Here is a 26545-nt window from a genome sequence, read left to right on the forward strand (position 1 = left end):
GGGCGCGCCTATCGTCCGGTCATGGCGCCGAGGATCCGCACATCCGGCAGGCCCTCCAGCCGATCGACCAGGTCGATCAGCTGCGGCGCCCGGTCCGGCGGCAATGGGTCTGCGGCGAATTCCAGGCAGCGACGGAACTTGGCCAGATGCTGGTCGCGTGTCAGGGCGCGCGCCGGATGGGCGAGCATCGTCTCGCATGACCAGGCGTGTTGCGTGCCGTCCCGCAGCCGCACGACGACGCGCTGCGGCGCCAGGGCGTTGGGATCGGGATTGCCGTCGCTGGACACGCGGACCCGGCGCGCGATGTCGTGCGTTGCCGGATCGGTGAGCGCGGCTCCGCGGAAATCCATGAGGTCGAGCCTGCCGTTCTGCAGCACCTTGGCGACGCCGAACGCCAGGCAGAGTCGCAGGTAGCTCGCGACGGCATCGGGCCGTGGCGGCCGGCCGACCAGGCGCACGATCAGCGGCGGCGCCGACACCTCGACTGCGGCAACGTCGTCCGCGGCGAAGCCATGGCGCTGCTGCAGGACGTGGACGCCTTCGATGCCGCCGTGAGTGGCTCGTCCGGCCGGGAACGGCTTGTGGCTGAACTCGACGATGCGCCAATCCCGGCCCAGCCCATCCAGGATCGGCTCGAGCGCGAAGTCGCCCTCGAACAGCGGCAGGTAGCCGAAGGCGCCCTCGAACACGCCCTGGGCTGCGGCAAAATCCAGGTGGGCCAGGGCGCAGGATTGGAGCGCGGCGCGCGCATTGAAGGCGAGTTGCACCGGCAGAATGGGACTGCCCTCGACATGCGCCTGCATGGTGCCGCTCGCCTGGGCGAGCTGCCAGGCGAAGGCGCGCTGCAGGGCGGCGCGGTCGAGGCCGAGCAGGCGGGCGGCCGCCGCGGTCGCGCCGAAGCCGCCAGCCGTGCCGGGCCTGAAGAAGCGAAAACCGGAACGCGAGGCCAGCCCAAGGCCGGCCGCGATGTCGACGCCGACCGCGATGGCGGTGATCAGCTCGGCGCCGCTGGCGCCTCCGGCCAGCTCGGTCGCGGCCAATGCGGCGGGCAGCGCGGTGGCCATGGCATGCACCACTGCACCCTCGTGCAGGCCGTCGAATTCCTGGTTGTGCATCTGCCAGACGTTCAGCAGGGTCGCGGCGGGTGCCGACAGGCACCGCGAACGGCCCCAGACGGGAACGGCGGCAGCGGGCAGGGCCGGCTCACCCCATGCGGCGGCGACGTGCAGAAGGTTCTCGGCGCCCTCCACGGACGAGCCGGCGATGCCGACCCCGAGGCTGTCGAGGATGAATGTCTTGGCGCGCTCGACGGCGGCCGGCGGAAGGTCGGAAAAGCGCGTGCCGAGGGCATGCTCGGCGAAGCGGGCGGCGACGGGGTCAGGCATGCCGGCCATTCTACCTCATGGTCGGATATCCCGGGGCACCCGGCACGGCGCTTGCGAGTCGACGGAAGACCGACGCATCATCGTCCGGCTTGCGAGGGAGGTGCCGCGTGTCCTGCCGCGTTCCGTTGATGGCTCTGCTCATCGTCGCCCTCGCCGCGCTGGGCGGACCCGCGCTGGCGCGTTGCTCGAAGAACCTGGTCGACAGGGTGCTGCCGCCCGGCGTGCAGCTCGCCTCGCTGGACGGGCTCCGGTTCGTGAGCGCCGATTCGCCCAATCGCGCCAACATCACCTTCCTCGGTCACGCCAGCTACCAGATCGACACACCGCAGGGCGTGCGTGCCATCACCGACTACAATGGCGTCAACGGTTTCGGGCGCCGGCCCGACATCGTCACCATGAACAACGCGCACACCACGCACTTCACCGACGAACCGGAGGAGGGCATCACCTACGTCCTGCGCGGCTGGCCGAGCAAGCCCGGCGAGACCGAGGCGAACCACGACATCCAGCTCAAGGACATGAAGGTGTGGAATGTGCCGACCAACGCCCGCGACTGGGGCGGCGGCGGGGCGCGCATCAACGGCAACTCGATCTTCATCTATGCCATCGGCGAGCTCTGCATCGCCCATCTCGGCCACCTGCATCATCGTCTCACGCGCGACCATCTCGACGAGCTCGGCCGCATCGACGTGCTGATGGTGCCGATCGACGGCTCCTTCACCATGGGCCAGCCGCTGATGGTCGAGGTCATTCGCCAGATCCAGCCCAGCATCGTCCTGCCGATGCACTACTGGGGTCGTCACCAGCTCGAGCGTTTCCTGGGCCTCGCCTCCGAACTCGACGCCGACGTGGTGTGGCCCGACAAGCGCACCATGGAGGTGGCGCGCGAGGCGCTGCCGCAAAAGCTCACCATCATGCCTCTCGGCGGCGATGGCGGCGACTGAAACGGCGCGGCGAATCTCGCCTGCCCCCGGTTCGGCTCCCTAACGGCGCCCTTCGACGAATCCCATGAGGAACTGGACGAGGTTGCGGCCCAGATCGTCGCTGAGATAGCCGCCTTCCTGCACCAGCACCGTCGGCAGGCCGAGGCCGGCGATCTTCGCCGCCATGGCGCGAAAGCCCGCACCCGTCACCTTCAGCCCCTGCAGCGGATCGCTCTCGCTGGCGTCGAGCCCCAGCGCCACGACCAGCGCGGAGGGCGCGAAGGTCCTGATGCGGGCCAGCGCGGCGTCGCCCGCTTCGAGCCAGGGCGTGTCGGGGGAACCGAGCGGCAGCGGCAGGTTGAGGTTGCAGCCTTCGCCGCTGCCCGCGCCGCGCTCGTGGGCGTGACCCCAGAAATAGGGATAGTAGTAGGCCGGGTCGGCGTGGATCGACACGGTGAGCACGTCGGCTCGCTCCCAGAAGATGCCCTGCGTGCCGTTTCCGTGGTGGACGTCGACATCGAGCACCGCCACGCGAGCATGGCGGGAGCGTAGCCGCTGGGCGGCGATCGCCGTGTTGTTGAGGAAGCAGAAGCCGCCTGCCATGTCGGCATAGGCGTGGTGGCCGGGCGGCCGGCAGAGGGCATAGGCCTCGCCGGCGCCGTCGAGCACGAGATCGGCGGCTGTCGTCGCGACCTCGGTCGCGGCGAGCGCGGCATCCCATGTGCCCGGCCCGATCGGGCAGGCCATGTCGACCTGATGCCAGCCGGCGCGGCCGGCGAGTGCCTTTGGGTAGGTCGCGGGATAGCGCGCGGGGTGGACATTGGGCACCACCTCGGGGCCGGCGCCGGGCAGCTCGGCCCATTCACGCGCGATGACCTGCAGAAAGTCGAGATACTCGGGGGTGTGCACCGAGGCCGCGGGCGCAATGCCGTGGGTGCCGGGTGCGATGACCTCGTGGCCGGCGCCGCGGGCGGCGGCGAGCAGCCGATCGGCGCGCTCGGGTTGCTCGGTGCTTCTCTGCTTCACGCCCCGCACGAAGAAGGTCTGCGGGTCATGGCCGGCATGGCGGTCGGAGTAGACGAGCTTCACGCGAGGTTCTTCCTGAAGAAGGTGACGGTGCGTTCCCAGGCGAGCCTGGCCGCAGCCTCCTGGTAGCGCGGCGTCGAGTTGTTGTGGAAGCCGTGTTGGGTGCCTGGATAGAAGTGCGCCTCGTAGGGAACACCGGCGCTCTTGAGGGCCGTCTCGAAATCCGGCCACATGGCGTTGATGCGCTCGTCGTTCTCGGCGTAGTGAATCAGGAGCGGCGCCTTGATGCGCGGCGCCTCTGCGGCCGGCGCGGCAGCGCCGTAGAACGGCACGGCGGCGCCGAGATCGGCGCCCATGGTCACGGCGAGATAGTTGGTCGTGCCGCCGCCCCAGCAGAATCCTGTCGCGCCGATCTTGCCGGAAGAGAGTGCATGCGCCTTCAGGTAGCGCGCGCTGTTCAGCATGTCGGTGCGCAACTTGGCCTGGTCGAGACCGGCCTGCAGGGTGCGGCCGTCGTCGTCGTTGCCGGGATAGCCGCCGGCCGGGAACAGCCCGTCGGGCGCCAGTGCCAGGAAACCCTCGACAGCGGCGCGGCGGGCGACGTCTTCGATGTAGGGGTTGAGGCCGCGATTCTCGTGAACCACCAGGACGGTCGGGAACGGCCCGTTGCCGCGTGGCTGAACGAGGTAGCCGCGCATGGTGCCGGAATTGCCGCCCGGAGACGGATAGGTGACGTACTGCGCCCTGATGCGGGTATCGGTGAAGGAGATGGTCTGTGCGTTGGCGTAGCGCGGCATCAGCGCCTGCGCCATGGCGAGGCCGCCGGCCGTCACGGCTGCCGCCTGCACGAGGAACGCGCGCCGGTCGATGCGGCCGTGGCAGTATTCGTCGTAGAGATCGAAGATGCGCTGGTCGATCCAGGCCGTCAGTCCGTCCATCCGTTGTCTCCTCAGCCTCCCGCGATCGCCCTGGCCTGCCTGAGGGTTGCGATCTCGGCATCGCTATAGCCGACTTCGCGCAGGACCTCGACCGTGTGCTCGCCCACCATCGGCGCCTTGCGCCTCACCTCGACCGGCGTGTCAGAGAGCTTGATCGGGTTGTTGGCCGACTTCACCGGTCCGATGTCCGGATACTCGACCTCGATCACGCTGCCGCGCGCCTCGGTATGGGCATTGGCGACGACGTCGCTGATCTTGTAGGCAGCCGAGCAGGGCATGCCGGCCGGAATCAGCCGGTCGAGCAGTTCGTCGGCGGTGTGCTGCAGGAAGTGCGCCTCGATCATCGGCTCGAGGATGGCGCGGTTGGCGACCCGGTCCTTGTTCGTTGCGAAACGAACGTCGGCCAGCCAGTCGGGCTTGCCGAGGGCGGTGCAGAGCAACTTCCAGAAAGCGTCGTTGGTGCCGGCGATGAACACTGGCTGCGTCTTCGTCGGAAAGACGCGCAACGGGCAGATGATGGTGTTGGACGTGCCCATGCGCTCCGGATTCTCGCCCGTCAGACCGTGATGGGTGATCCAGTGGCTCATCATGTGCATGCCGACGTCGAACAGCGAGAGGTCGAGGCGCTGGCCCTTGCCGGTCTTGTGTCGTCCGAGCAGGGCGAAGGCGATGCCGGCGGCGCAGAACGAGCCGGTGCAGTAGTCGATGGGTGCGGTGCCGACGCGGCACATCTCGCCCAAATAAGGGCCGGTGGCGTCCATCAGGCCGATCTCGGCCTGGATGCAGGGGTCATAGCCGGCGCGATGGGAGTAGGGGCCGGTCTGACCGTAGCCCGACACCGAGGCATAGACGATGCGCGGATTCTCCCTCGACACCACGTCCCAGCCGAAACCCAGCTTGTCGATCACGCCCGGCGTGAAGGCCTCCATGAAGACGTCGGCCTTGCGGACGAGGCGCATCAGCACGTCGCGGCCGCCCTCGGTCCTGAGATCGACGGCGAGGCCGCGCTTGTTGCGGTTCATCGAGGGCACCCAGGCGCCGCCGAAATGCGGCCGGAAATGCTCGCCGTTCAGCGGCTCGACCTTGATGACGTCGGCGCCCATGTCGCCCAGGATCTGGCCGGCGGTCGGGCCGGCAATGACTTGAGTGAGATCGAGGACCAGCGTGTCGGAGAGAGGCAGCATGCCGTGAGGACTAGCGCCTTTGCCGAGGGTGCGCCACAGCGCGGCCATGCTACGTTTCGCAGCCATTGCCAGGGAGTACCGAATGACCGCCGACCGCCCCAATCTCAGGATCGATTCCGATCGCCTTTGGTCGAGCCTGATGGAGCTGGCGCGAATCGGCGGTACGGAGAAGGGTGGCGTTTGCCGCATCGCGCTCACCGATCTCGATCGCCAGGGCCGCGACCTGTTCGTGCGCTGGGCGAAGGAGGCGGGGGCCACCATCAAGGTCGACCAGCTCGGCAACATCTTCGCGCGACGTGAGGGCCGCGATCCGGCCAAGCCGCCGGTGATGACGGGCAGCCATCTCGACACCCAACCGACCGGCGGCAAGTTCGACGGTGCCTACGGCGTGATGGCGGGGCTCGAGGTTCTGCGCGTGCTACACGATTCCAACTACGTCACCGAGGCGCCGATCGAGGTCGCGGTGTGGACGAACGAGGAAGGCTGCCGCTTCGCCCCAGCCATGGTGGCGTCGGGCGTGTTCGGCGGCGCCTTCACGCTGGAGCATGCGTTGTCCATCAGGGACCGCGATGGCGTGAGCTTCGGCGAGGCGTTGAAGCAGATCGGCTATGACGGCAAGGAGCCGGTCAGCGGCCGCAAAGTCGGCGCCTTCTTCGAGGCGCATATCGAGCAGGGTCCGATCCTCGAACGCGAGAAGAAGACGATCGGCGTCGTGACCGGTGCGCAGGGGCAGCGCTGGTATGAGATTTCCTGGACCGGCATGGAGAGTCATGCCGGCACGACGCCGATGGAAGGCCGTCGCGACGCGCTGGTAGGGGCCGCCGAGCTGATCGTCGAGTGTCGCCGCATCGGCAATCGTCCGAACGGCCGCTCGACGGTGGGTGTGATCGAGAGCCAGCCGCAGTCGCGCAACACCATTCCGGGCCGCGTTTTCATGACGGTCGATTTCCGCCATCCCGATGACGGTGAGCTGACGAGGATGGACGCCGAGATGCGCGCCGCCGCCGCCGACATCGCCAGGCGTCACCGCCTCGACGTGGCGATCGAGCAGATCTGGTACTTCCCGCCATCGCCTTTCGCGGGAGAGTTGGTCGAGTCGGTGCGCCGCGCCGCCGGCCAGGCGGGCTACCCGCACATGGATATCGTGAGCGGCGCCGGGCACGACGCCTGCTACGTCTCTCGCGTCGCCCCTACGGCCATGGTCTTCGTGCCGTGCAAAGACGGCATCAGCCACAATGAAGTCGAGGATGCCACGAAGGCGGACGTGGGGGCCGGCTGCCAGATCCTGCTGCAGGCCATGGTGGAACGGGCCAACGCGTGATTCGCGGGCAAGTTTCTGCCGCCAGCGCCGCGCTCGTGGCGACGGTGGCCGGTGCCGGGGGTACGCTGGCGATCGTCCTCGCCGCGGCGCAGGCCGTCGGCGCCACGCCGGCCGAGACCAGTTCATGGGTGGTGGGCCTCGCCCTTGCCACCGCGCTCGGGTCGCTGGTCCTGAGCGTACGTTACCGCATGCCCATCATCGCCGCCTGGTCGACACCCGGCGCGGCGCTGATCGCCTCGACCTCGGGCGTGCCGTCGTTCAACGCCGCCGTTGGCGCCTTCGTGCTGGCGGCCCTCCTGATCCTGCTGACGGCGGCCATCCGCCCGGTCGGCCGGCTGATCGAGCGCATTCCGGCCAGTATTGCCGCGGCCATGCTGGCCGGCATCCTGCTGCGCCTGGTGATTGCCATGGTCGAATTCGCGCCTGGCGCGCCGCAGCTCGTGCTGCCACTGATCGCGCTCTTCTTCGTGGTGCGGACCTTCTGGCCGGCACTGTCGTCGCTGGTCGTGCTCGCGGTCGGCGCGGCGCTTGCCTGGGCGTTCGGCATGGTCCAGCCGATCGACGGTGTCGGGCTCTCCGAGCTGGTGATCGTCGCGCCGGGCTGGGACCTCGCGACGTTGGTCGGGCTTGGCCTGCCGCTCTACCTCGTCACCATGGCGTCGCAGAATCTGCCGGGATTCGCCGTGCTGCGCGCCTCCGGCTACCAGCCGCCGACGCAGCCGGTGCTGGCGGTCACCGGCGCGCTGTCGCTCGGCACGGCGTTCCTCGGCTCACATACCTCGAACCTGGCGGCGATCTCGGCGGCACTTTGCACCGGGCCCGATGCCCATCCTGATCCGGCCAGGCGCTGGATCACCGGCCCGTTCTATGCCCTGTGGTGGGGGCTGATCGCCTTGTTCGGTGCATCGCTGGTCGGCCTGTTCGGGGCGCTGCCGCCGGCCCTGCTGGCGACGGTTGCCGGCACGGCGCTGCTGGGATCGCTCGCCGGTGCCATGGGCACGGCCCTCGCGGAGGAGCGTGGTCGGTTGGCGGCGACGGCGACGCTCGCCGTCACCGCGTCGGGCGTGACATTGGCAGGCGTCGGCTCTGCCTTCTGGGGCCTGATCGCCGGCCTCGCGATATTGGGATTGGACCGTATCCTGAGGCGCTGACAGGCTCCCGCCATCGAGGGAGGAGCTTGATGAACAGGATCGCCGTATCGCTGCTCGCCGCAGCGATGTTCGTACTGCCGGTCGCGAGCCGGGCCCAGGCGCCGGTGACGCCGTCGGCGCAGAATCCGGTACGAGAGATCACCAGGATCGCCGGCGAGATCTATCGATTCCGCAACAACAACCATTACTCGATTTTCGCTGTGACGCCGGCCGGCATCATCGCCACCGACCCGATCAATGCCGGAGCGGCGACCTGGCTCAAGGACGAGATGAGGAAGCGCTGGCCGGATCGGCCCATCAGGTTTGTGATCTACAGCCACGATCATGCCGACCACATTTCGGGCGGCGAGGTGTGGGCCGATACCGCAATCGTGGTGGCGCACCAGAACGCGAAGGACGTCATCGTCGGCGAGAATCGGCCGACGGCGGTGCCGCAGGTGACATTCTCCGATGCGGCCACTCTCGAACTCGGCGGCACGGTCGTCGAATTGCACTATGTCGGGCGCAACCATTCGAACAACTCGGTCGTCATGCGCTTTCCTCGGGAGAAACTCGCCTTCGCGGTCGATTTCGTCCCGGTGCGCGCGGTGGCGTTCCGCGACTTTCCCGACGCCTATCTCGAAGAGTGGATCGAGTCGCTGCGCCGCGTCGAGGCGCTGGAGTTCGACGTCTTCGTGCCGGGCCATGGTCCCCTCGGCGACAAGGCGAGCGTCGCGGCCTTTCGCGGCTACATGGAAGACCTGCGGGCCCAGGTGCTCGCCGCCGCGCGCGCCGGCAAGTCCCTCGAGGAGACCAAGAAGAGCGTCGACCTGTCGAAGTACAAAGAGTGGGGCGGGTTCGAGCAGATGAGCCCGCTCAACATCGAGGGCATGTACCGCATGGTCCAAGCCAACCGCAGGCCAAATCCATAGAGTCTCTCCGGTCTGTCGCATCGCCGGCGGGAGACGGGCAGTTCCCGGTTCGGGTGAATACCCAATCGAGCCAATGGCTTGCGATGTCTCACCGGGTGAGACATCGGCCAGTGGATGAGTGGACACCGAGGAGGCAGGGGACTGTGAGGATTCGTGGACGAATCGCCTCGGATGCCGATGCCATCGGCATCCAACCCGTCCACGGGGCGTGGACGCACCGAGGACGCCGCGGGTGCCGCCGTACGGACGTTCCGGGCCGAACGATTCTAGACGGCGGGGAAGCGCGCGCCGTAGGGCTCGAGAGGCAGGTCGAGCCCGCGGCAGAGGAAGCTGATCGTGTGGTAGTAGCCGGTCAGCGCGATCGCCTCGAGCGCCTGCGCCTCGTTGAAGTGCGTGCGCAAGGCCTGCCAGGTCGTTTCGGCGATCGTGCGCCGGTCGACGAGATCGTCGACGAGCGCGATCAGCGCCTGCTCGGCGGGCGACCAGCAGTCCGCGCTCGCGGGTCCGTGCACGATCGCCGCGACATGCTCCGCCTCGAATCCGACGCGCCTGGCGAAGAAGGCGATATGGACGCCCCATTCGTACTCGCAGCCGAGCCGCGCGGTCGTACGGTCGATGACGATTTCGCGGTGGCGCAACGTGAGCGGGCCTTTGTCCAGCAATCCACCGGCGAACAACTTCGTGAAGACGCGCGGGCTTCGCGCCATGGTTCGGAACAGCAGCAGCGGCTCGACGCCGGGCGGCATGATGCGGGCGAGCTCGGCGGCGACGGCCGGCTCGTAGGGCGGGGTGTCCGGAGCGATGCGCGACATGCTACTTATTCTGTAGTGGCATCATTGTCGACGCTACATAAAATGTAGTAACAGGGCGAAATAGATGGTGAAGCGCATCCGCGGCTCGACGACCGGCCGTCCGATCATGGTTTTGCTCGACCTGCTGGGAAGGCGCTGGGCGCTGCGGCTGATCTGGGAGCTGCGCGAGGAGCCCCGGCGCTTCCGCGAACTGCAGGACGCGACCGGTGCGAGCCCGACCATCGTCAACGGCCGCCTGGCCGAGTTGCGGGAGGCGCGGCTGGTCGAGCTCGACGAGGCCGCGGGCTACCGCCTGACGCCGCTCGGCCGTGAGCTCTTCGAGCTCTTCATGCCGCTGCATCGCTGGTCCGAGCGATGGGTGAAGTCCGTCACCTGAGGAACGGATTGTCGGCACCACGGCCGCGCCGGCGCGGCGGGAACTGCTCGGAAAGATAGTCGAGGATCTCCGCACGCTCCTCCGGCTTGACCGGCGCCATGCGGTGCTTTTCGAGCATCAGATCGAAGGTCGAATCCCAGAGGTCGCGCGTCAGGCCCTGGGCCTTGATCAGCGCCACACCATGACAGGCCGTGCAGGTATAGAAGGTGGTCTCGCGTCCCCTGCCGTCGGGCAGGTCCTCGACGGTGTCGTTGTGCTGGGGCAGCCGGGGCGCGATCTCGGCCGGTGGAGCAGGCGCGGCCTTGGACGGCGGCGCCCAGACATAGCGATCCTTGCGAAGTTCGCCCGCCTTGTCGGCGGCGAGCAACAGGAAGACCGCCGTCAACGAGATAGTGCAGACGCCGCCGATACCGATGGGAGACGTCAAGACTGCACGAGCACCCTGATGCGGTTGACGGGGTTGCCGCCGTAGCCCTGCGGGTTCCAGTTGCCGGCAACGAAAGGCTGGGTCACGCCCTTGGTGTCGGTCGCCCTGGCCCAGATCTCGTAGTAGCCGGCGCTCGGCAGGTCGACCGAGGCGGTGAAGCGCTGCCAAGCGTACTTGTTGGCGGGTGCGTCGACCCTGGCGCTCTTCCAGGTCACGCCATAGTCGGTCGAGATGTCGACCGACTTCACGTCGTTGTCGCCGGCCCAGGCGTGGCCGCGCAGATCGAGCTTGCGCGTGCCCGCCGCCAGCCGCGTGCCGTCGGCGGGGAAGGTGACGATCGAACGCACCGGCATCGCCTCCAGGATCTGCGTGTCCTTCTCGTCGCCCTTGCTGCCCGGCACGATCGGCGTCTTGGGCACGCGATAGGAGAAGCCACCCATGCCGGGCCCGTCATGCTCCTTGTCACGGACCCAGATACGGGTCAGCCACTTGGCCGAGGTAGATCCGGCCCAGCCCGGCACGACGAGCCGCACCGGGCCGCCGTGAATCATCGGCAAGTCCTGCCCATTCAGCTTGAAGGCGATGAGCGTGTGCTCTTCCATCGCCTTGGCGATCGGCACGCCGCGCGAGATCGACGGCTTCGTCGCATCGCCCGACAGGTGCGGGTCGGCGCCGTAGTGGCCGGTGTACGCCGCACTCGGCTTCAGTCCCGCGGCCTTCAACACGTCGGCCAGCCGCACGCCGGTCCATTGCGGGCAGCCCGCGCCGCCGTTGGTCCACTGGTTGCCGCGCGCCTCGGGCGAGAAGAAGGCGCGGCCGTTGCCACCGCATTCCAGCATGAGCTGGTAGGTCACGTTGGAGAACCGGCCCATGAGGTCGCCCAGCGTGATCTCCATCGGCGTGTTCACCTCACCGTCGATCTTGATCTTCCACGCCTTGGCATCGCCGGCAACATCGGGAAACAGACCGTTGTTGCGCAGGAACAGCTTGTCGGTCGGCGTCACCGGATCGTCGAGCATCTCTGCGGGCGTCTCGGCGACCAGCGGCTTGTCGCCCAGGACCACCAGCTTGGCCTTGCCGTCCATCTCGAGCAGCTTGGGGCCCTTGGGCGCGCCGCCTGCGGCACCGCCCTGGGCGAAGGCCGATCCGACCGGCGGTAAAGTCACAGCAACTGTTGCCATTCCTGCCCCTTTGAGCAGGGAACGACGGGATGCGCTGACAGTTCCGATTCGTGGCATTTCCTTCTCCCTTTCTGTGTTTTCTAGCTCAAAATTTTTCCTGCGTCAGCGTACACTCCCTTCAAGAGGGAGTGATCGCCATGGCGCAGAAGGTCTGGGAGCTGAGCGGCGAATACATGGAGAGTTGCAACTGCGACTATGTCTGTCCCTGCATCTTCACCAATCCGCAAGGTGAGGCGACGCACGAACACTGCACGGCGCTGATGGTCTACCGCATCGATCGCGGCCGGCATGGCGACGTCTCCCTGGATGGGCTGAAGTTCGCCCTGGTGATCCGGTCCAAGCGCATCATGGCCGACGGCGGCTGGGTGTTCGGCGTGGTCGTCGACGAAAAGGCGACCGAGCCGCAGCGCAAGGTATTGGGCGACATCGTGAGCGGCAGGGTCGGCGGGCCGCCGCAGATGATCCGCGACAACCTGGTGAGCGACTTCCGCGGCGTCGAGTTCCGGCGCATCGACTTCACGATGGACGGTCTGAAACGCATCACCGAAATTCCGGGCATCCTCGCCTTCGCCATCGAGGGTGTCGCCTCGCGCAACCGCTCCGGCGAGCCGTACTACATTGACAACACCGCCCATCCCGCCAACCGCCGGCTCGCACTCGCCCGCGCCAGCAAGACGGAAGTGAAAGGCTTCGGGCTCGACCTCAGCATGGTCGGCAGGGGCAACAACGGCCACTACGCGCCCTTTGCCTGGGCGGCCTGAGTTCCTCCAGCGGACGGCGATCCTGGCTGCGCTGGGCGGCCTGGTCGTCGTCGCGTGGCTCTACCTCGCCGACGAGGCGCGCGTCATGGCGGCGATGGATCCCGACATGGCGATGCCGCCGAAGGATCTCCGCGAGTTCGCGCTGCTGTTCGCCATGTGGTGGATCATGATGATCGGCATGATGCTGCCGAGCGCCGCGCCGATGATCCTGACCTTCGCCACGATCAACAACAACAAGCGCGCCCGCGGCCGGGCCTACACGCCGACGTCGCTGTTCGCGTCGGGTTACCTGCTGGCCTGGGGCGGCTTCAGTGTCGCGGCCACGCTCGCTCAGGCCGGCCTAGAGCGGGCGAGCCTCTTTGCGCCGATGACGATGCAGACCACCAGCCCGTTGATCGGCGGCCTGTTGTTCATCGCCGCCGGCCTCTACCAGTTCACGCCGCTCAAGCAGGCCTGCCTCAGCTCCTGCCGGTCGCCGTTCGACTTCATCCTCAACCGCTGGCGCGACGGCGCGGCCGGCGCCCTGCGCATGGGTTGGTCGCACGGACTCTACTGCCTCGGCTGCTGCTGGATCCTGATGGCGCTGCTGTTCGCGGTCGGCGTGATGAACCTCGCCTGGGTGGCGTTGCTCACCCTCGTAGTGCTGGCCGAGAAACTCTTTCCAGCAGGCCCATGGATCGCCCGCACGGGAGGCGCGCTTGCGATTGGCTATGGCGTTTGGCTGTTGGCGTTCTAGGTCCGAGGCTCACTCTTGCCCTAACGTCAGTCCAACTGCGAGCGTCTGGGCGAGCGACATTGGCGCGACGAGCGTGCGAAAGGCAGGTTCGGCCATGTCGTGCAACTCGAACACGACTTCTGCACCGCGCGCAATCGGGCTGAGGAGATTGTCGGTGATCGAGACGGCACGAATGCCACGCGCCACCAGCTCGGGAAAGAGGCGCACCGTGTCCGCATTGTACTGCTTGAAGCTGACAGCGAGCAGTGCGTCGCTGCGCGTCGCCGAGACCGCTTGCTCGCGCAGGCCGCCGCCAATGGCGTCGAGCAGGACCGTGCGGCGGCCAAGCTTGCGCAGCACGTAGGCGAGGTGGGCGACGACCGGATAGGATCCGCCCAGCCCCAGCAGATAGATCGTCTCCGCCGACCCCAGGATGTCGATGGCGCGCTTGAGGTCAGGCTCGCGCGCCACGGTATTCAGGGTTTCGAGCGACGCAATGCCCTCGGTGACAAAGCGACTGAGCACGTCGCGCGGAGTATCGCCGCCGCGCCACGGCCCGTCCCGTCGCAGCCGCTCGATGCGCTCCTTGTAGGAGGGGGCGAGGCTTGCCACGAGGCGCTGGCGGAAGACCTGCTGCATTTCGGTGAAGCCGTCGAAGCCCAGCGTGTTGGCAAAACGCACGATGGCCGAGGGTTGTGCGCCGGCGCGGGCGGCGACCTCGGCCACGGTGCCCAGCGCCATGTCGGTGGGGTACTCCAACGCGAACTCCGCGATGTTGCGCAGCCTGTCCGACAGCCGGTCGTGTCGCGCGGCGATGTCGGCGCGCAGCCGCTCATAGGCCCCCGGGTCCGCCCCGTTGGTCCTGGCCGCGGTTTTGACCGCGGCAGCCTTCCTTGTCCTGCTCACTGAATCATCCATTCCACTTTACATGATTGATTAGAATGTTCATTCTATTCTCCAAGAGCAATTGAAATTGCCGTTCTCGATACTTGGAGGAGACCCATGACGAAGTCACGCGTGACGCGACGCACCGCTTTGAAGGCCGGCCTTATGGGCGCTGCAGCTGCCGGCACCGCCAGTTTTTTTGGTCCCTGGCGCCATAACCGCGTTTGGGCGCAGGGAAAGAAGCCGATCAAGCTCGGCCTGACCTGCGACGCCAGCGGCCAATACGGCAACAGCGGCCAGGACGACATGCAGGGCATGCGTCTGGCCATCGACGAGTTCAACGCGAAGGGCGGTGTGCTGGGTCGCAAGATCGAGTGGATCACCGCCGACACGGAAACCAATCCGGCGACCGGCACGCGCGTGGCTGAGCGCTTCATCGCCCAGGAACAATGCGGGTTCCTGCTCGGCGCGGTGCACTCGGGTGTCGCCAATGCGATCACCCAGGTCGCCAGCAAGTACGGCACCATCTACATGAACACCAACTCGTCGGCCCCCAGCGAGTCGGGTGCGAACTGCAGCCGTATCAAGTTCGTATGGGATGGCAACGGCACCAACTTTTCCAAGGCGGCGGTCGCCAATGCCGTGCAGAAGATCGGCAAGAAATGGCTGCTTCTCACCAACGACTATGTGTGGGGCCACACGACATCGGCCGCGACCAAGACCGAAGTCGAGAAGGCGGGCGGCCACATCGTCGACAACCTGTTGGTGCCGCAGAACACCCGCGATTTCACCGCCTACCTGCTCAAGGTCCAGCAGATCAAGCCGGACGTCGTCGCCATGGCGATCGGCGGTGACGACATCAAGGCGCTGCGTCAGCAGATCGCCGAGCTGAAGCTCGAGGACAAGGCGGCCTGGATCAACAACCAGCAGGACTGGCCGGACGTTTGGGGTGTGCCTGAGACCTTGTTCGGCGTCTTCGGCACCAATTGGTACCACAAGCTTCCCTTGCCCGGCGTGGCTGAGTTCGTGAAGCGCTGGCAGACCGCCTATCCGAAGTCGCCGATCCCGGTGCCGGGCAACGTCTCGTACAACGGATACATGGCGACGCGTGAGCTGCTGCGCGTCATCGAGCAGACGGGCTCAACCAACAACATCGGCATCATCAAAGCGCTCGAAGGCCGCAAGATGAGTGCAGTCGATCGAATGCAGGCCTATGACGCCTACATCCACCCGGTCACCCACCAGGTGCAGCAGACGATCTACCTCGCGCGGCGCAATCCGAAGCCCGTGGACAATACCGACCTGTTCCAGATCGTCAGCGCAGCGACGCCCGAGCAGGCGCTCGACGCTGCTTCGCTGACGGCCTGCAAGCTCAAGCCCTACGCCGAGGTTCCGACCTACGAGCAGTGACATTCGGCTGGCGTAGAGAGTAGGCGTGTCACTTCTGCCCCACCTGGTGAACGGTTTGGCGCTCGGCCTGCTGTTCGCCCTCCTGGCCCTGGGGTTCATGCTGATCCTGGGCTTGATGGAGCAGATAAACCTCGCGCACGGCTCGTTGTTCGCGCTCGGCGCCTACTTCGCCTATGCCATCACCGCCGCGCGGCTGCCGTTGCCGCCGGACTGGCTCGAGGCATGGGCACAAGTGCCGCTTGGCTGGCGCTTCACCGTCGCGATGTTCCTGGCGCCCGTATTGGTGGCGCCTTTCGGGGTCGTGCTGGAGCGGCTCATGCGCCGGACCTATGGTCGTGACCCACTCTACGGCCTGTTGCTCACTTTCGGCGCCGCCATGGTCATCGAGGAGCTGATCCGGGTCGTGTGGGGCACGCGCGACTACATGTTGCCGGTGCCCCGCGGAATATCCGGCGGCTTCGTGATGCTCGACCTCATCTGGTCGACCTACCGCTTCTGGGCCGCAGCGTTCGCCGTGGTGGCAATGGCGCTGGTCTGGCTCGTGATCGAACGTACCCGGTTCGGCGCTCTCGTCAAAGCCGGTGCGCACGACAGCGAGATCGTGCAGGCGCTGGGCCACGACCTCGAGAAGCTGCGCGTCTGGGTGTTCGTCATGGGCACGATGATGGCGGCCGTTGCCGGCGTCATCCTGGCACCGGTCTGGGGTATCCGCCCACACATGGGAGTCGATGCGGTCGTGCCGGCCTTCCTCATCATCGTGTTGGGTGGCGTCGGCAGTTTCTGGGGGGCCGTCCTGGGCGGCATCCTGGTTGGCGTCGTCGTTGGCCTGAGCGGCGCCTATGCCTCCGAATGGTCGATGCTGTCGATGTACCTCCTGCTGATCGGCGTCGTGACGTTCCGGGCGCGTGGCCTGTTCGGCAAGAAGAGCGTGCTGGAGGCGTAATGCGCGCGGACAAGCCTGTCCCCGTTGTGACCCCTGCCATGATCGTCATCTGGCTGGCGTTCGCGACGGTGCCGTTGTGGATCGAGAGGGTCGGTCTTTATCAGTATCTCGGCGTCGAGATCCTGATCTTCGCAACCTATGCGCTGGCCTACAATCTGGTCCTGGGTCACAGCGGCCTTCCCTCGTTTGGACATGGCGCCTTCTTCGGCTTGGGTGCCTACGGCTTCGGCTTGGCGCAATTCCACGTGGCTGCCGACCTCTGGTTCTGCCTGGGCGCGGCGATCCTGGCGGCGTCGGCGTGCGGAGCGATCGTCGCGGCCTTCATCTCCCATCGCCGGGGCATCTACTACGCACTGCTCACCATCGCGTTCGGCCAGATCTTCTGGTTCATTGCCATCAAGTCACACGCCATCACGGGTGGCGAGGACGGGTTGCTCAAGATCGCACGCCTGCCCGTGCAGCTTGGCGTGGTGACCTTCAACATCTCCCACAACGTCGCGCTGTTCTACTTCGCTCTGGCGGTGTTCGTTGTTGTCTCACTGATGCTTTGGCGCCTCGTTCATTCACCGTTTGGTCGCGTCCTGAAGGCGATCAAGCAGAACGAAACGCGCGCCCGCTTCGTGGGTTACGACGTTTGGCGTTACAAGGCCGCGGTGCTGGTCCTGTCCGCGGGACTCTCTGGCCTTGCCGGCGGATTGTTCGCGATGGCGCAGAGCTCGGCCTTTCCCGACGTCATGAGCCTGCATTACTCAGGCTATGTCGTCATGATGGTCCTGGTGGGCGGCGGCCTCGTCACCTTCTGGGGCCCGGTCCTGGGGGCCATCGTGTTTCTCCTGGCGCGCGACGTCATCGGCGCCTTCACCACCGGCTGGATGCTATGGTTCGGCCTGCTGTTCGTCGCGCTGGTCATCTACAGGCCGGAAGGACTCGGCGGAATGTTCCTGCGTTCGGCCCGGGTGAAGTAGCCGTGGCGCTGTTCGAGGCCCACGAACTGCACCTGCGCTTCGGCGATCGCGTAGTGCTGGAAAACATCTCGCTGTCGTTCGAGGCGGGGCGGCTGTCCGGCATCATGGGACCGAACGGCGCGGGCAAAACGACCTGCTTCAACGTCCTGACTGGCCGTTACCGCCCCGAGCGGGGACGTGTGCTGTTTGATGGTGCGGACATAACCGGTCGTTCCCCGCAGGCTATCGCGCGCCTCGGTATTGCCCGGTCGTTCCAGCTCATGAACCTGTTCGACGAGTTTACCGTCTTCGAGAACGTGGCGGTTGCCATGCCCGAGACGCGTCGGCGCGGCCGCGATGCTTTCGGCCAGGCCTACGGTGACCCTGCACTGATCGCGGAAGCGCGCAACGTCCTGCATACGGTAGGGCTCGGCGAACGCGCCGATCAAGTCGCCAAGGCCTTGCCCTACGGCGAGAGGCGGGCGCTGGAGATCGCGGTGGCGCTGGCCTCGCGTCCCAAGCTCCTGTTCCTCGACGAGCCAACCGCCGGGTTGGGCAGCGATGGTCGAGCCCGGCTGGCCGCGCTTGTCCGCCGTCTGAAAGGCCAAGTGACGGTCGTCGTGATCGAGCATGACATGGAATTTCTGTTCTCGCTGGCGGACGAGATCTCGGTGATCCACTGGGGCCAGGTGATCGCCCGCGGCAGCCCAGGCGAGCTGCGCACCAATCCTTGGGTCAAGAACTCCAACCTGGGGAATCTCGCCTGATGCTCGAGGTCCAGGGTATCGACACCTACTACGGGGAAACACAGGCGCTGTTTGACGTTTCGCTGTCGGTTGGCGCGGGCGAAGTGTTGGCGCTGCTGGGGGCCAACGGGGCCGGGAAGACCACCGTGTTGCGCTCGATCCTCGGCCTCACCCGCCCGCGTCGCGGCGAGATCGCTTTCGAGGGCCGCACGATCTCGGGGCGCGCCACTCATGAGATCGCGCGCGCGGGCATAGGCTGGGTACCGGACGACCGGAGGCTCTGTCCCACGCTCAATGTCGCCAAGAACCTCGCTCTTGGACTCAAGCGCACGACTTTCCGTGCGTGGTCGATGTCCGAGGTCACGGACATCTTCACGGCGTTGAAGTATTTGATGTCGCGCGAGGCTGAGACGTTGTCGGGCGGCGAGATGCAGATGGTGGCGATCGGCCGTGCTCTCCTGGGCTCGCCGGGTCTCGTGCTGTTCGACGAGCCGAGCCAGGGGCTCGCGCCCAAGATCGTCGACGACGTGATGGCCGTCATCCACCGCCTCAAGGCGGAACGTATCGCGTCGATCGTGGTCGAGCAGAATGTGGATATCGCGCTGTCGGTTGCCGACAAGGTCGTTGTGTTGTCGCATGGCGCCGTCGCATGGGCGGGAGACGCAGCCGCGCTTGCCGCCGACCCCGCGCTGAAGCCCAGATTGCTGGGAGGGTTGCCATGAGCGCCCCGTTGCTCGCGCTCGAGGGCGTCAGCAAGGTCTATCGACGCGGGATCGTGCGGCGTGTAACGGCCTTTCGGCTCGACGTCGACTTGCGTTTCGATGGGCCTGCGATCGTAGGCGTCATGGGCCCCAACGGCGCGGGAAAGACGACACTGTTCGAGATGATCGCCGGTTCGAACGTGCCGAGCGCGGGGCGCGTGACGGTGGCGGGCAGTGACATTCAGCGCGTGCGCTACGCCGAGCGCGACCGACTTGCCATCCATTACCACCAGTCATACCAGGTGCGCCGTTTCGCGCGCACTTGGCCGAGCTTCATGCTGGAAAGGGCCAGCAGCTCCTATCCGAGGGTGCACCTGTTCGACGAACCGCAGTTCAACACCCAGGACGGCTATATAGGGTTCATGCTCGACTTCTTCCGCCATCTACGCGCGGAGGGCAGGCTTGTCTTCATCTGTTTGCACCCGACGGCGGTGTTGCATCTGGAGCTCCTCAACGAGGTTTGCGAGAGCTTCGTTTTCGTGAGCGGAGGTCGGGCCACCCGCTTCTCGACCTTCGCAGAGATGGCGGGGCAACCTGATGTCCGGAACTACCTTGGAGCTCTGGCTCCATAGCGACACGGGTGCCTTCAGTTGAGCCGCGCCGCCTTTGCCATCACCTCGATCGCCTCGGGCTGGCGCGAGCGGACGCTGAGCGAATCGGCGCCGCTGTCCTGCCAGGCACGATAGCGTTCGATGATGCGCGCCGGCGGCCCGATCAGCGACTTGAGGTCGACCCACTCGTCGGGCACGGCGGCGATCGCCTCGTCCTTGTGCTTGGCGAGGTAGAGCTCCTGGATGCGCCTGGCGGCGTCGCCGAAGCCGCGGCGCACCATGATGTCGTTGTGGAAGTTCTTGGTTTTGTGGCCCATGCCGCCGACATAGAGCGCTACCTCGGGCTTCAGCCGCTGCAGCGCCGCCTTCACGTCATTGTCCACCTCGACATGGACCGAGGCCTGGATCGCGAAGTTGTGGAAGCCCTTGCCGTTGCCCGCCCGACGAAAGCCCTCTTCGAGCCACGGTCTGTACTCATTCATCGCTCCGGGCACGAAGCCCATGGGAAGCCAACCATCGGCGATCTCGGCCGTGAGCTTGACTGTGGTCTCGCTTCCTGTGGCGAGATAGATCGGAATGCGAGGATTCATGTGCAGGATCGACTTGAGCGGCTTGGCGAGGCCGGCCGATCCCGGCCCGGAGTAGGGCAGCGCGATCTCCTTGCCGTCGTGCGTCACGGGCGCTTCGCGCGCGAAGATCTTGCGCATGATCGCGACGTAATCCTTCATGCGGTAGTAGGGACGGCCCCAGGGCTGGCCGTACCAGCCTTCGACGATTTGCGGGCCCGACACGCCGAGGCCTGCGATGAAGCGACCGCCGCCGGCCATGGCGTCGACCGTAGCGGCCGACATGGCGGCGTTCGCGGGCGTGCGTGCGGCGAGCTGCATGATTCCGGTGCCGAGCCTGATGCGGGTGGTGAGGGCGGCGATGTAGGCGAGCGGCGTGACGGCGTCCGAGCCGTAGGCCTCGGCCGTCCAGACCGAATCGTAGCCCAGCTCCTCGGCGCGCTGGATCAGCTTCACCGGAATGTCGAGATGCGCGCGCGAGTAGCCGATCGCCAGGCCGAGCTTCATGCCGTTCCCCTATGTCTTTCGCCGTGTCATCCAGCCGGAGAGGATAAGGGCTGAGGCCGCCACCGCCACCACGATCGTGCCCAGCACGTTGATCTGCGGGTCGACGCCGAGCCGCACGCTGGAATAGACCCGCATCGGCAGGGTCTGCGATTGCGCGCCGGCGACGAACTGGGTGAGGACCAGGTCGTCGAGCGACAGGGTGAAAGCGAGCAGCCAGCCCGAGATCACCGCCGGAGCGATCAACGGCAGGGTGATGGTGCGGAAGGTGACCCACGGCGTGGCGCCGAGATCCATGGCCGCCTCTTCGAGTGAACGGTCGAAGTCGGCCAGCCGGGCCTGGACGACGATGGCCACGAAAGCGAGCGAGAAGGTGGTGTGGGCGACGACGATGGTCAGGAAACCGCGGTCGAGCGCGAACAGGAACCGGTCGACGCCGACGAACAGCAGCAACAGGGAGATGCCCATGACGACCTCGGGCATGACCATGGGGGCCACGACCAGCGCGCCGAAGAGAGCACGGCCGGAAAACCTGGCCCGCGCGAGCACGTAGCCGGCCGCTAGCCCCAGCACCGCCGCGAGGGTGGCGCTCACGCAGGCGATCCGCAGCGACAGCCAGGCCGCCGACAGCATCGCGTCATTGGCCAGCAATGCCGACCACCACTTGGTGGAGAATCCCGCCCAAACCGTGACCAGGCGCGATTCGTTGAACGAATAGACGATGACCAGCGCGATCGGCAGGTAGAGGAACGCGTAGCCGAAGGCGAGAATTGAGAAAGCGAACCGCGCCCGGCCGGTCACCGGTGTCGCTCCGGGTTTGGCGCCTGCTGGCGCTGGAACAAGACGATCGGACCGACCAGCAGAGCGAGCAGGCCGATCGCCACCGCCGACGCGAGCGGCCAGTCGGCATTGGTGAAGAACTCGTCCCACAACACCTTGCCGATCATCAAAGTCTCGGTGCCGCCCAGGAGATCGGGGATGACGAATTCGCCGATCGACGGAATGAATACCAATAGGCAGCCCGCGACGATGCCGGGCACCGACAACGGCAGAGTCACCGTGAGAAAGGCCTCGAGCGGCCGCGCGCCGAGATCCGCCGCCGCCTCGAGCAGGCTCCGGTCGAGTTTCTCCAGCGTTGCATAGAGCGGCAGCACCATGAACGGCAGGTAGGCGTAGACGATGCCGAGATGGACGGCCCATTCTGTGCCTATGATGGAGCCAGGCGATTCGGCGACCCCGCTCCAACGCAAAAACTGGTTGAGGATGCCGTTCTCGGCCAGCAGCCCCATCCAGGCGTAGACGCGGATCAGGAACGACGTCCAGAACGGCAGGATGACAAGCATCAGCAGGAGCGGCCGGCGGCGTGGCGCGGCGCGGCTGATGGCATATGCCATGGGATAGCCGAGCATCAAGGCCAGCAGGGTCGAGGTCGCGGCAATGCGCAGCGAACTCAGCCAGGCCGCGACGTAGAGATCGTCACCGAACAGCAGCCGGTAGTTCCCGAGGTCAAAGCCCAGATCGAACGGCGGGACCGATTCGAACGACGACGTGCCGAGCGATATGGCGAGCACGACGGCGAACGGCAGCAGGAAGAAGAGGATTAGCCAGGCGTAAGGCAGCAACAGGACGGCGCGCATGGCGTCACTCCACGAGCGGCTGTCCGGACTCGTCCGACCACGCGAGCCAGGCCTGGTCGCCGCGCCGGAAGGGCGGTGGGCCGCTGCGCCGCACGTTGGTCGTTGAAACCCGCAGGACGCCCTTCTCCGCCGTCTCGACGCGATAGAGCGAGCGATCGCCCTCGTAGGCGACGTCGACGATCTCACCGCGGACGACGTGGTCGGCCGTCGGCCGTTCGGCGGAGAGCGCGATCTTCTCCGGTCGCAGCGCCATCCAGCGGCCCGGCGCGACGTCGAGGATATTGGCGATGCCGATAAAGTCCGCGACGAAGCGATTGGCCGGACGTTCGTAGAGATCCTGCGAGGTGCCGGTCTGGACGATGCGCCCGGCATCCATCACGGCGAGCCGGCTCGCCATCGACATCGCCTCTTCCTGGTCGTGCGTGACCACGATGAAGGTGAGGCCGAGCTGCTCTTGCAGGCGGACCAGCTCGAATCGCGTGCCCTCGCGCAGCTTGCGGTCGAGCGCCGCCAGAGGTTCGTCGAGCAGCAGCAGCTTGGGCCGCTTGATCAGGGCGCGGGCCAGCGCCACGCGCTGGCGCTGGCCGCCCGAGAGTTGGGCCGGCCGTCGCGCCGCGTAGTCCTGCATCTGCACCAGGCCGAGAGCGTCGGCGACGCGCCGGTCGATCTCGTTCCGCGCCACGCCTTCGCGGCGCAGGCCGTAGCCGACATTGGCCGCGACATCCATATGCGGGAAGAGGGCATAGGACTGGAACATCATGTTGACGGGGCGCAGATAAGGCGGCACGTCCGTCACGTCGCGACCGTCGATCAGGATGCGTCCGGTGTCGGGAGTCTCGAAGCCCGCCAGCAGACGCAGCAGCGTGGTCTTGCCGCAGCCGGAACCGCCCAGCAGGGCGAACAGTTCGCCGCGTTCTACCGCGAGGTCGACGCCGTCGACCGCCGCGATCGCGCCGAAGCGCTTCACCAGGCCGCGCGTCTCGACGATCAGTCCGCTCACCGGCCGGTCTTGATCGACGTCCAGAGGCGGGTGCGTTCGCGAATCTGCTCGGATGTCCCCGGAGTGATGGTGTAGAACTTCGCCCGGTCGTCCTGATTGGGATAGATCAGCGGATTGTCCGCGATCGACTTGTCGAGGAGCGCGGTTGCCGGCAGGTTGGCATTGGCGTACCCGGTCACCTCGCTCGACGCTGCCGCGACCTTGGGGTCGAGCATGAAGTCGATAAAGCGATGGGCGGCGTCGGGATTGGGGGCATCCTTGGGGATCGCTGCCACATCGATCCAGACCATCGAGCCCTGGTTCGGGATCCGGTAGGCGATCTCGCGGCCACCGGCCTTTTCGGCACGGTCGCGCGCCTGAAGGATGTCGCCCGAGTACCCGAAGGCGAGACAGATGTTTCCGCTCGCCAACGCATTGATGTACTCCGACGAATGGAACTTGCGAATGTAGGGGCGGATGGCCTGCAGCACCTTGCCGGCCTTCTCGAGATTCGCGGGGTCCTTGGAATCGGGATTGAGCAGAAGGTATTTGAGCGCCGCCGGGATCACGTCGGTGGCACTGTCCAGCACCATCACGCCGCAGTCCCGGAAACGCGAGACGATGGCCGGATCGAAGATCATGGCGAGTGAATCGACTGGCGCGTTGGGCATGCGCTTCCTGATCTCGGCGACATTGTAACCGATGCCGATCGTGCCCCACATCCACGGCACGCCATGGACGTTGCCCGGATCGTACTTGGCCAGCGATTCCAGGACCTTGGGATCGAGGTTCTTCCAGTTCGTGAGCTTGCTGCGGTCGAGAGGGTGGTAGAGGCCGGTCGCGAGCTGGCGCACGAAGAAGGGCGAGGCGGTCGGGACGACGACGTCGTAGCCCGAGCGGCCGGCACGCAGCTTGGCGTCGAGGATTTCGTTGCTGTCGTAGGTCGTGTAGTTGACCTTGATGCCGGCTTCCGACTCGAACCGCTTGAGTTCGTCCTCGGCAATGTAGTCGGACCAGTTGTAGACGTTGACCTGGCCCTGGGCGAACGCGGGCGTGGTCACGAGGGTGAGCAGGCAGGCAAGGGCGCTGAGACGCATCGACGGCACTCCGGATCAGACGCCAAGATATCGGCGTTGAAGGTCACTGTCGCGGGCCAGGGCGCCGGAAGTTCCGGTCCAGACGACGCGGCCTTTTTCGACGATGTGATGGCGGTCGGCAAGGGCGAGAAGCGGCCCGAGGTTCTTGTCGATCAGCAGGATCGCCTGGCCCTCGGCCTTGAGGCGCCCCAGGCACGACCATATCTCCTGTCGAATCAACGGCGCCAGTCCTTCGGTGGCTTCGTCGAGAATCAACAGTTTCGGATTGGTCATCAGCGCGCGGCCGATCGCCAGCATCTGCTGCTCGCCCCCCGACAGCTGGTTGCCGCGGTTGCCCTGTCTCTCGGAGAGCCGGGGAAAGAAGGCGAAGGCGCGCTCCAGGGTCCACGGGTTGGCGCGGTTGTCGCGATTGGCTGCTGCTGCCAGCAGGTTCTCGCGGACCGACAAATTGGGAAAGATCTGCCGACCTTCCGGCACGAGGCCGAGTCCGAGTCGGGCCATGCGGAAGGACGGCAACCTCTCGGCCCGGCGGCCTTCGAATTCGATGGCACCCCGCCGCTGCGGCAACAGACCCATGACAGCGCTGACCGTGGTCGTCTTGCCCATGCCGTTGCGGCCCATCAACGTGACCACCTCACCGGCATCGACCGAGAGTTCCATCCCGAACAGGGCCTGACTGGCGCCATAGAAGGCTTCGAGCTCGCGCACGCGAAGCATCAGCCCGCCTCCTCGCCGAGATAGGCCTCGCGCACGGCAGGGTCGGAGCGAATCTCCTCGGGCGACCCGCTGGCGATGGCGCGGCCATAGACCAGCACCGTCACGCGATCAGCCAGAGCGAAGACGGCATCCATGTCGTGCTCGATCAGCAGGATGGCGCGCTTGCCCTTGAATTCGCGCAGGAAAGAGACCATGCGGTGCGATTCCTCGACGCCCATCCCCGCTGTCGGCTCGTCCAGCAGCAGCAGCCGCGGGTCTCCGGCAAGCGCCATGGCGATCTCGAGCTGGCGCTGCTCTCCATGACTTAGCTCGGCTGCGAGACTGCCGGCGCGAGAGCCGAGCCCAACCGCCTCGAGGCCGCGCAACGCCGGCTCCCGCAGGCTGCGCTCGGCGCGTGCGTCGCGCAGGAAACGAAAGGAGTGGCCAGCGTGCGCCTGGACGGCCAGGGCCACGTTGTCGAGCGCCGTGAAGTCGCGCAACACAGCCGTGATCTGGAACGAGCGCGCGAGACCGAGGCGTACCCTTGCATGGGTCGGCAGGCGGGTGACGTCTCGGCCGGCGAAGCGAATGGACCCCGAATCCGGCCGCAGAATGCCGGTGAGCTGGCTTACCAGGGTAGTCTTGCCGGCGCCGTTGGGTCCTATCAAGGCGTGAATTTCCCCTTCACGCACGTCGATTGATACCGAATCGGTGGCGACCAGACCGCCGAAGCGCTTGACCAGACGGTCCGTGGCAAGCAGCGGTTCAGCCACGGCGGCGCCCCAACAGGGAGTCGATGCCGCCGCGCGCGTAGAGCGCGATCAGCACCAGCATGGGTCCGAAGACGATTTGCCAGTACTCGCCCCAGCCATGACCGATCAGGTCCATCAGCGGCTTGAGCGATTCCTCGACGACGAAGAAGGCGATGGTGCCCCACAGCGGCCCGAACAGCGTGCCCATGCCGCCCAGTACGACGATGACGATCAGGTCACCCGACTTCACCCATGACATCATCGCGGGCGAGATATAGGCGCCCTCGTTGGCGAGCAGGATGCCGGCGAGGCCGCCGAAGGCGCCGGCGATCACGAAGGCGACCAGCCGGTATTGGAACACGGGGAAGCCGAGAGCTGTCATGCGCAGATCGTTCGACTTGGCGCCGCGGATGACCAAGCCGAAGCGAGAGTTGGAGAAGCGATGGCAGAACCAGAGCGTGATGCACAACAGCGCGAAGCACAGCCAGTAGAACGAAGACTTGTCACGCAGGTCGATGACTCCGGGAAAGCGGCTGCGGCTGATGTTGAGGCCATCGTCCGCACCATATTCCGACAGTCCTGCCGAGACGTAGAAGACGAGTTGTGCGAAGGCCAGCGTGATCATGATGAAGTAGAGGCCGCGCGTGCGCAGCGACAGGGCGCCGACCACGGCGGCCCACGCCGCCGCGGCGAGGACGGCGAGCGGCCACTGTATCCACCCGATGTTCGTGCCGTGGTGCGCCAATATGCCGACCGTGTAGCCGCCGATGCCGAAGAACACGGCATGGCCGAAGCTCACCATGCCGCCGTAACCCAAGATCATGTTGAGGCTGACCGCGGCGATCGACCAGATGACGACCCGGGTGGCGATCGACAGGATGTAGCGCTGATCGAAGGCCTCGGTGAGCAGGGGCAACACGGCTAGTCCCATCAGCACCGTGCCCGCGGCGAGGGCGCGAGGTG

The 26545-nt window shown here is 66.4% G+C and carries 29 protein-coding genes; 13 read left to right on the forward strand and 16 right to left on the reverse strand.

Annotation, left to right across the window (positions count from 1 at the left end; genetic code table 11):
- Positions 1-8: 8 nt before the first annotated feature.
- On the reverse strand, positions 9-1385 hold the full coding sequence (locus KIT25_04815) for an MmgE/PrpD family protein (GenBank protein UYN96272.1): 1377 nt from the start codon (positions 1383-1385) through the stop codon (positions 9-11).
- A 128-nt stretch (positions 1386-1513) separates the two neighbouring features.
- Here KIT25_04815 and KIT25_04820 point away from each other — a divergent pair, with 128 nt between their 5' ends.
- Positions 1514-2329: an MBL fold metallo-hydrolase gene (locus tag KIT25_04820; protein UYN96273.1), complete on the forward strand. Its 816-nt coding sequence runs from the start codon at positions 1514-1516 to the stop codon at positions 2327-2329.
- 39 nt (positions 2330-2368) lie between these two features.
- On the opposite strand, the gene KIT25_04825 is transcribed toward KIT25_04820, so the two are convergent.
- Genes KIT25_04825 through KIT25_04835 form a run of 3 tightly spaced genes read right to left on the reverse strand, consistent with a single transcriptional unit; the run spans position 2369 to position 5522 of the window.
- Positions 2369-3397, reverse strand: coding sequence for a histone deacetylase family protein (locus KIT25_04825; GenBank protein ID UYN96274.1), 1029 nt, complete (start codon positions 3395-3397; stop codon positions 2369-2371).
- Positions 3394-4272, reverse strand: coding sequence for a dienelactone hydrolase family protein (locus KIT25_04830; GenBank protein UYN96275.1), 879 nt, complete (start codon positions 4270-4272; stop codon positions 3394-3396). The genes KIT25_04825 and KIT25_04830 overlap by 4 nt, the downstream gene beginning before the upstream one ends.
- Positions 4273-4283: 11 nt before the next feature.
- Complete coding sequence (locus KIT25_04835) at positions 4284-5522, reverse strand: CoA transferase (GenBank protein UYN96276.1); 1239 nt, start codon at positions 5520-5522, stop codon at positions 4284-4286.
- Positions 5523-5538: 16 nt separating this feature from the next.
- Here KIT25_04835 and KIT25_04840 point away from each other — a divergent pair, with 16 nt between their 5' ends.
- From KIT25_04840 to KIT25_04850, 3 genes are read left to right on the forward strand one after another with little or no spacing between them, the layout of a single operon-like run.
- The gene (locus KIT25_04840; protein ID UYN96277.1) at positions 5539-6777 is read left to right on the forward strand and encodes a Zn-dependent hydrolase; all 1239 of its coding nucleotides are present in this window, start codon (positions 5539-5541) and stop codon (positions 6775-6777) included.
- Positions 6774-7928, forward strand: a complete 1155-nt coding sequence (locus KIT25_04845; GenBank protein UYN96278.1) for a benzoate/H(+) symporter BenE family transporter — start codon at positions 6774-6776, stop codon at positions 7926-7928. Before KIT25_04840 ends, KIT25_04845 begins: the two co-directional genes overlap by 4 nt.
- A 29-nt stretch (positions 7929-7957) precedes the next feature.
- A complete protein-coding gene (locus KIT25_04850) occupies positions 7958-8839 on the forward strand; it encodes an MBL fold metallo-hydrolase (GenBank protein ID UYN96279.1) in 882 nt (293 codons plus the stop codon).
- Between the two features lie 266 nt (positions 8840-9105).
- Here KIT25_04850 and KIT25_04855 read toward each other — a convergent pair whose 3' ends face one another.
- Positions 9106-9651 (reverse strand): carboxymuconolactone decarboxylase family protein, encoded by a 546-nt coding sequence (locus KIT25_04855; protein UYN96280.1) that lies wholly within the window; start codon positions 9649-9651, stop codon positions 9106-9108.
- Positions 9652-9715: 64 nt separating this feature from the next.
- On the opposite strand from KIT25_04855, the gene KIT25_04860 reads away from it, so the two are divergent.
- Entirely contained in the window at positions 9716-10027 is a 312-nt protein-coding gene (locus KIT25_04860) for a helix-turn-helix transcriptional regulator (GenBank protein ID UYN96281.1), read from the forward strand.
- Here KIT25_04860 and KIT25_04865 read toward each other — a convergent pair.
- Together KIT25_04865 and KIT25_04870 are read right to left on the reverse strand one after the other, a co-directional pair.
- Positions 10020-10454 carry a hypothetical protein gene (locus KIT25_04865; protein ID UYN96282.1) on the reverse strand — a complete coding sequence of 145 codons (435 nt, stop codon included), beginning with the start codon at positions 10452-10454 and terminating at the stop codon, positions 10020-10022. The genes KIT25_04860 and KIT25_04865 overlap by 8 nt on opposite strands.
- Entirely contained in the window at positions 10451-11692 is a 1242-nt protein-coding gene (locus tag KIT25_04870; protein UYN96283.1) for a sulfite oxidase, read from the reverse strand. The genes KIT25_04865 and KIT25_04870 overlap by 4 nt, the downstream gene beginning before the upstream one ends.
- An 80-nt stretch (positions 11693-11772) precedes the next feature.
- Between KIT25_04870 and KIT25_04875 the strand changes: the two genes are divergently transcribed.
- Both KIT25_04875 and KIT25_04880 read left to right on the forward strand, forming a co-directional pair.
- A complete protein-coding gene (locus KIT25_04875; GenBank protein ID UYN96284.1) occupies positions 11773-12396 on the forward strand; it encodes a DUF1326 domain-containing protein in 624 nt (207 codons plus the stop codon).
- Positions 12380-13132, forward strand: a complete 753-nt coding sequence (locus KIT25_04880) for a DUF2182 domain-containing protein (GenBank protein UYN96285.1) — start codon at positions 12380-12382, stop codon at positions 13130-13132. The genes KIT25_04875 and KIT25_04880 overlap by 17 nt, the downstream gene beginning before the upstream one ends.
- A gap of 9 nt (positions 13133-13141) precedes the next feature.
- Here KIT25_04880 and KIT25_04885 read toward each other — a convergent pair whose 3' ends face one another.
- Positions 13142-14017, reverse strand: a complete 876-nt coding sequence (locus KIT25_04885; GenBank protein ID UYN96286.1) for a MurR/RpiR family transcriptional regulator — start codon at positions 14015-14017, stop codon at positions 13142-13144.
- A 96-nt stretch (positions 14018-14113) separates the two neighbouring features.
- Between KIT25_04885 and KIT25_04890 the strand changes: the two genes are divergently transcribed.
- The 6 genes from KIT25_04890 to KIT25_04915 are packed head-to-tail and all read left to right on the forward strand — an operon-like array spanning position 14114 to position 19372.
- A complete protein-coding gene (locus KIT25_04890; protein ID UYN96287.1) occupies positions 14114-15406 on the forward strand; it encodes an ABC transporter substrate-binding protein in 1293 nt (430 codons plus the stop codon).
- A 25-nt stretch (positions 15407-15431) separates the two neighbouring features.
- A complete protein-coding gene (locus KIT25_04895) occupies positions 15432-16349 on the forward strand; it encodes a branched-chain amino acid ABC transporter permease (protein UYN96288.1) in 918 nt (305 codons plus the stop codon).
- The gene (locus KIT25_04900; protein ID UYN96289.1) at positions 16349-17314 is read left to right on the forward strand and encodes a branched-chain amino acid ABC transporter permease; all 966 of its coding nucleotides are present in this window, start codon (positions 16349-16351) and stop codon (positions 17312-17314) included. The genes KIT25_04895 and KIT25_04900 overlap by 1 nt, the downstream gene beginning before the upstream one ends.
- Positions 17315-17316: 2 nt before the next feature.
- Complete coding sequence (locus tag KIT25_04905; protein ID UYN96290.1) at positions 17317-18060, forward strand: ABC transporter ATP-binding protein; 744 nt, start codon at positions 17317-17319, stop codon at positions 18058-18060.
- Entirely contained in the window at positions 18060-18761 is a 702-nt protein-coding gene (locus tag KIT25_04910) for an ABC transporter ATP-binding protein (GenBank protein ID UYN96291.1), read from the forward strand. Before KIT25_04905 ends, KIT25_04910 begins: the two co-directional genes overlap by 1 nt.
- Positions 18758-19372 carry an ATP-binding cassette domain-containing protein gene (locus KIT25_04915; protein ID UYN96292.1) on the forward strand — a complete coding sequence of 205 codons (615 nt, stop codon included), beginning with the start codon at positions 18758-18760 and terminating at the stop codon, positions 19370-19372. The genes KIT25_04910 and KIT25_04915 overlap by 4 nt, the downstream gene beginning before the upstream one ends.
- Positions 19373-19386: 14 nt before the next feature.
- Here KIT25_04915 and KIT25_04920 read toward each other — a convergent pair whose 3' ends face one another.
- The 8 genes from KIT25_04920 to KIT25_04955 are packed head-to-tail and all read right to left on the reverse strand — an operon-like array spanning position 19387 to position 26513.
- Positions 19387-20424: an LLM class F420-dependent oxidoreductase gene (locus KIT25_04920; protein ID UYN96293.1), complete on the reverse strand. Its 1038-nt coding sequence runs from the start codon at positions 20422-20424 to the stop codon at positions 19387-19389.
- Between the two features lie 9 nt (positions 20425-20433).
- Positions 20434-21222, reverse strand: a complete 789-nt coding sequence (locus KIT25_04925; protein UYN96294.1) for an ABC transporter permease subunit — start codon at positions 21220-21222, stop codon at positions 20434-20436.
- On the reverse strand, positions 21219-22058 hold the full coding sequence (locus tag KIT25_04930) for an ABC transporter permease subunit (GenBank protein ID UYN96295.1): 840 nt from the start codon (positions 22056-22058) through the stop codon (positions 21219-21221). The genes KIT25_04925 and KIT25_04930 overlap by 4 nt, the downstream gene beginning before the upstream one ends.
- 4 nt (positions 22059-22062) lie before the next feature.
- Complete coding sequence (locus KIT25_04935) at positions 22063-23112, reverse strand: ABC transporter ATP-binding protein (GenBank protein UYN97821.1); 1050 nt, start codon at positions 23110-23112, stop codon at positions 22063-22065.
- Complete coding sequence (locus KIT25_04940) at positions 23055-24134, reverse strand: polyamine ABC transporter substrate-binding protein (protein ID UYN96296.1); 1080 nt, start codon at positions 24132-24134, stop codon at positions 23055-23057. The genes KIT25_04935 and KIT25_04940 overlap by 58 nt, the downstream gene beginning before the upstream one ends.
- 15 nt (positions 24135-24149) lie before the next feature.
- Complete coding sequence (locus tag KIT25_04945; GenBank protein ID UYN96297.1) at positions 24150-24851, reverse strand: ABC transporter ATP-binding protein; 702 nt, start codon at positions 24849-24851, stop codon at positions 24150-24152.
- Entirely contained in the window at positions 24851-25603 is a 753-nt protein-coding gene (locus tag KIT25_04950) for an ABC transporter ATP-binding protein (GenBank protein ID UYN96298.1), read from the reverse strand. Before KIT25_04950 ends, KIT25_04945 begins: the two co-directional genes overlap by 1 nt.
- On the reverse strand, positions 25596-26513 hold the full coding sequence (locus KIT25_04955) for a branched-chain amino acid ABC transporter permease (protein UYN97822.1): 918 nt from the start codon (positions 26511-26513) through the stop codon (positions 25596-25598). Before KIT25_04955 ends, KIT25_04950 begins: the two co-directional genes overlap by 8 nt.
- Positions 26514-26545: the final 32 nt, after the last annotated feature.

This window comes from Enhydrobacter sp., from assembly GCA_025808875.1.
GTDB lineage: Bacteria > Pseudomonadota > Alphaproteobacteria > Reyranellales > Reyranellaceae > Reyranella.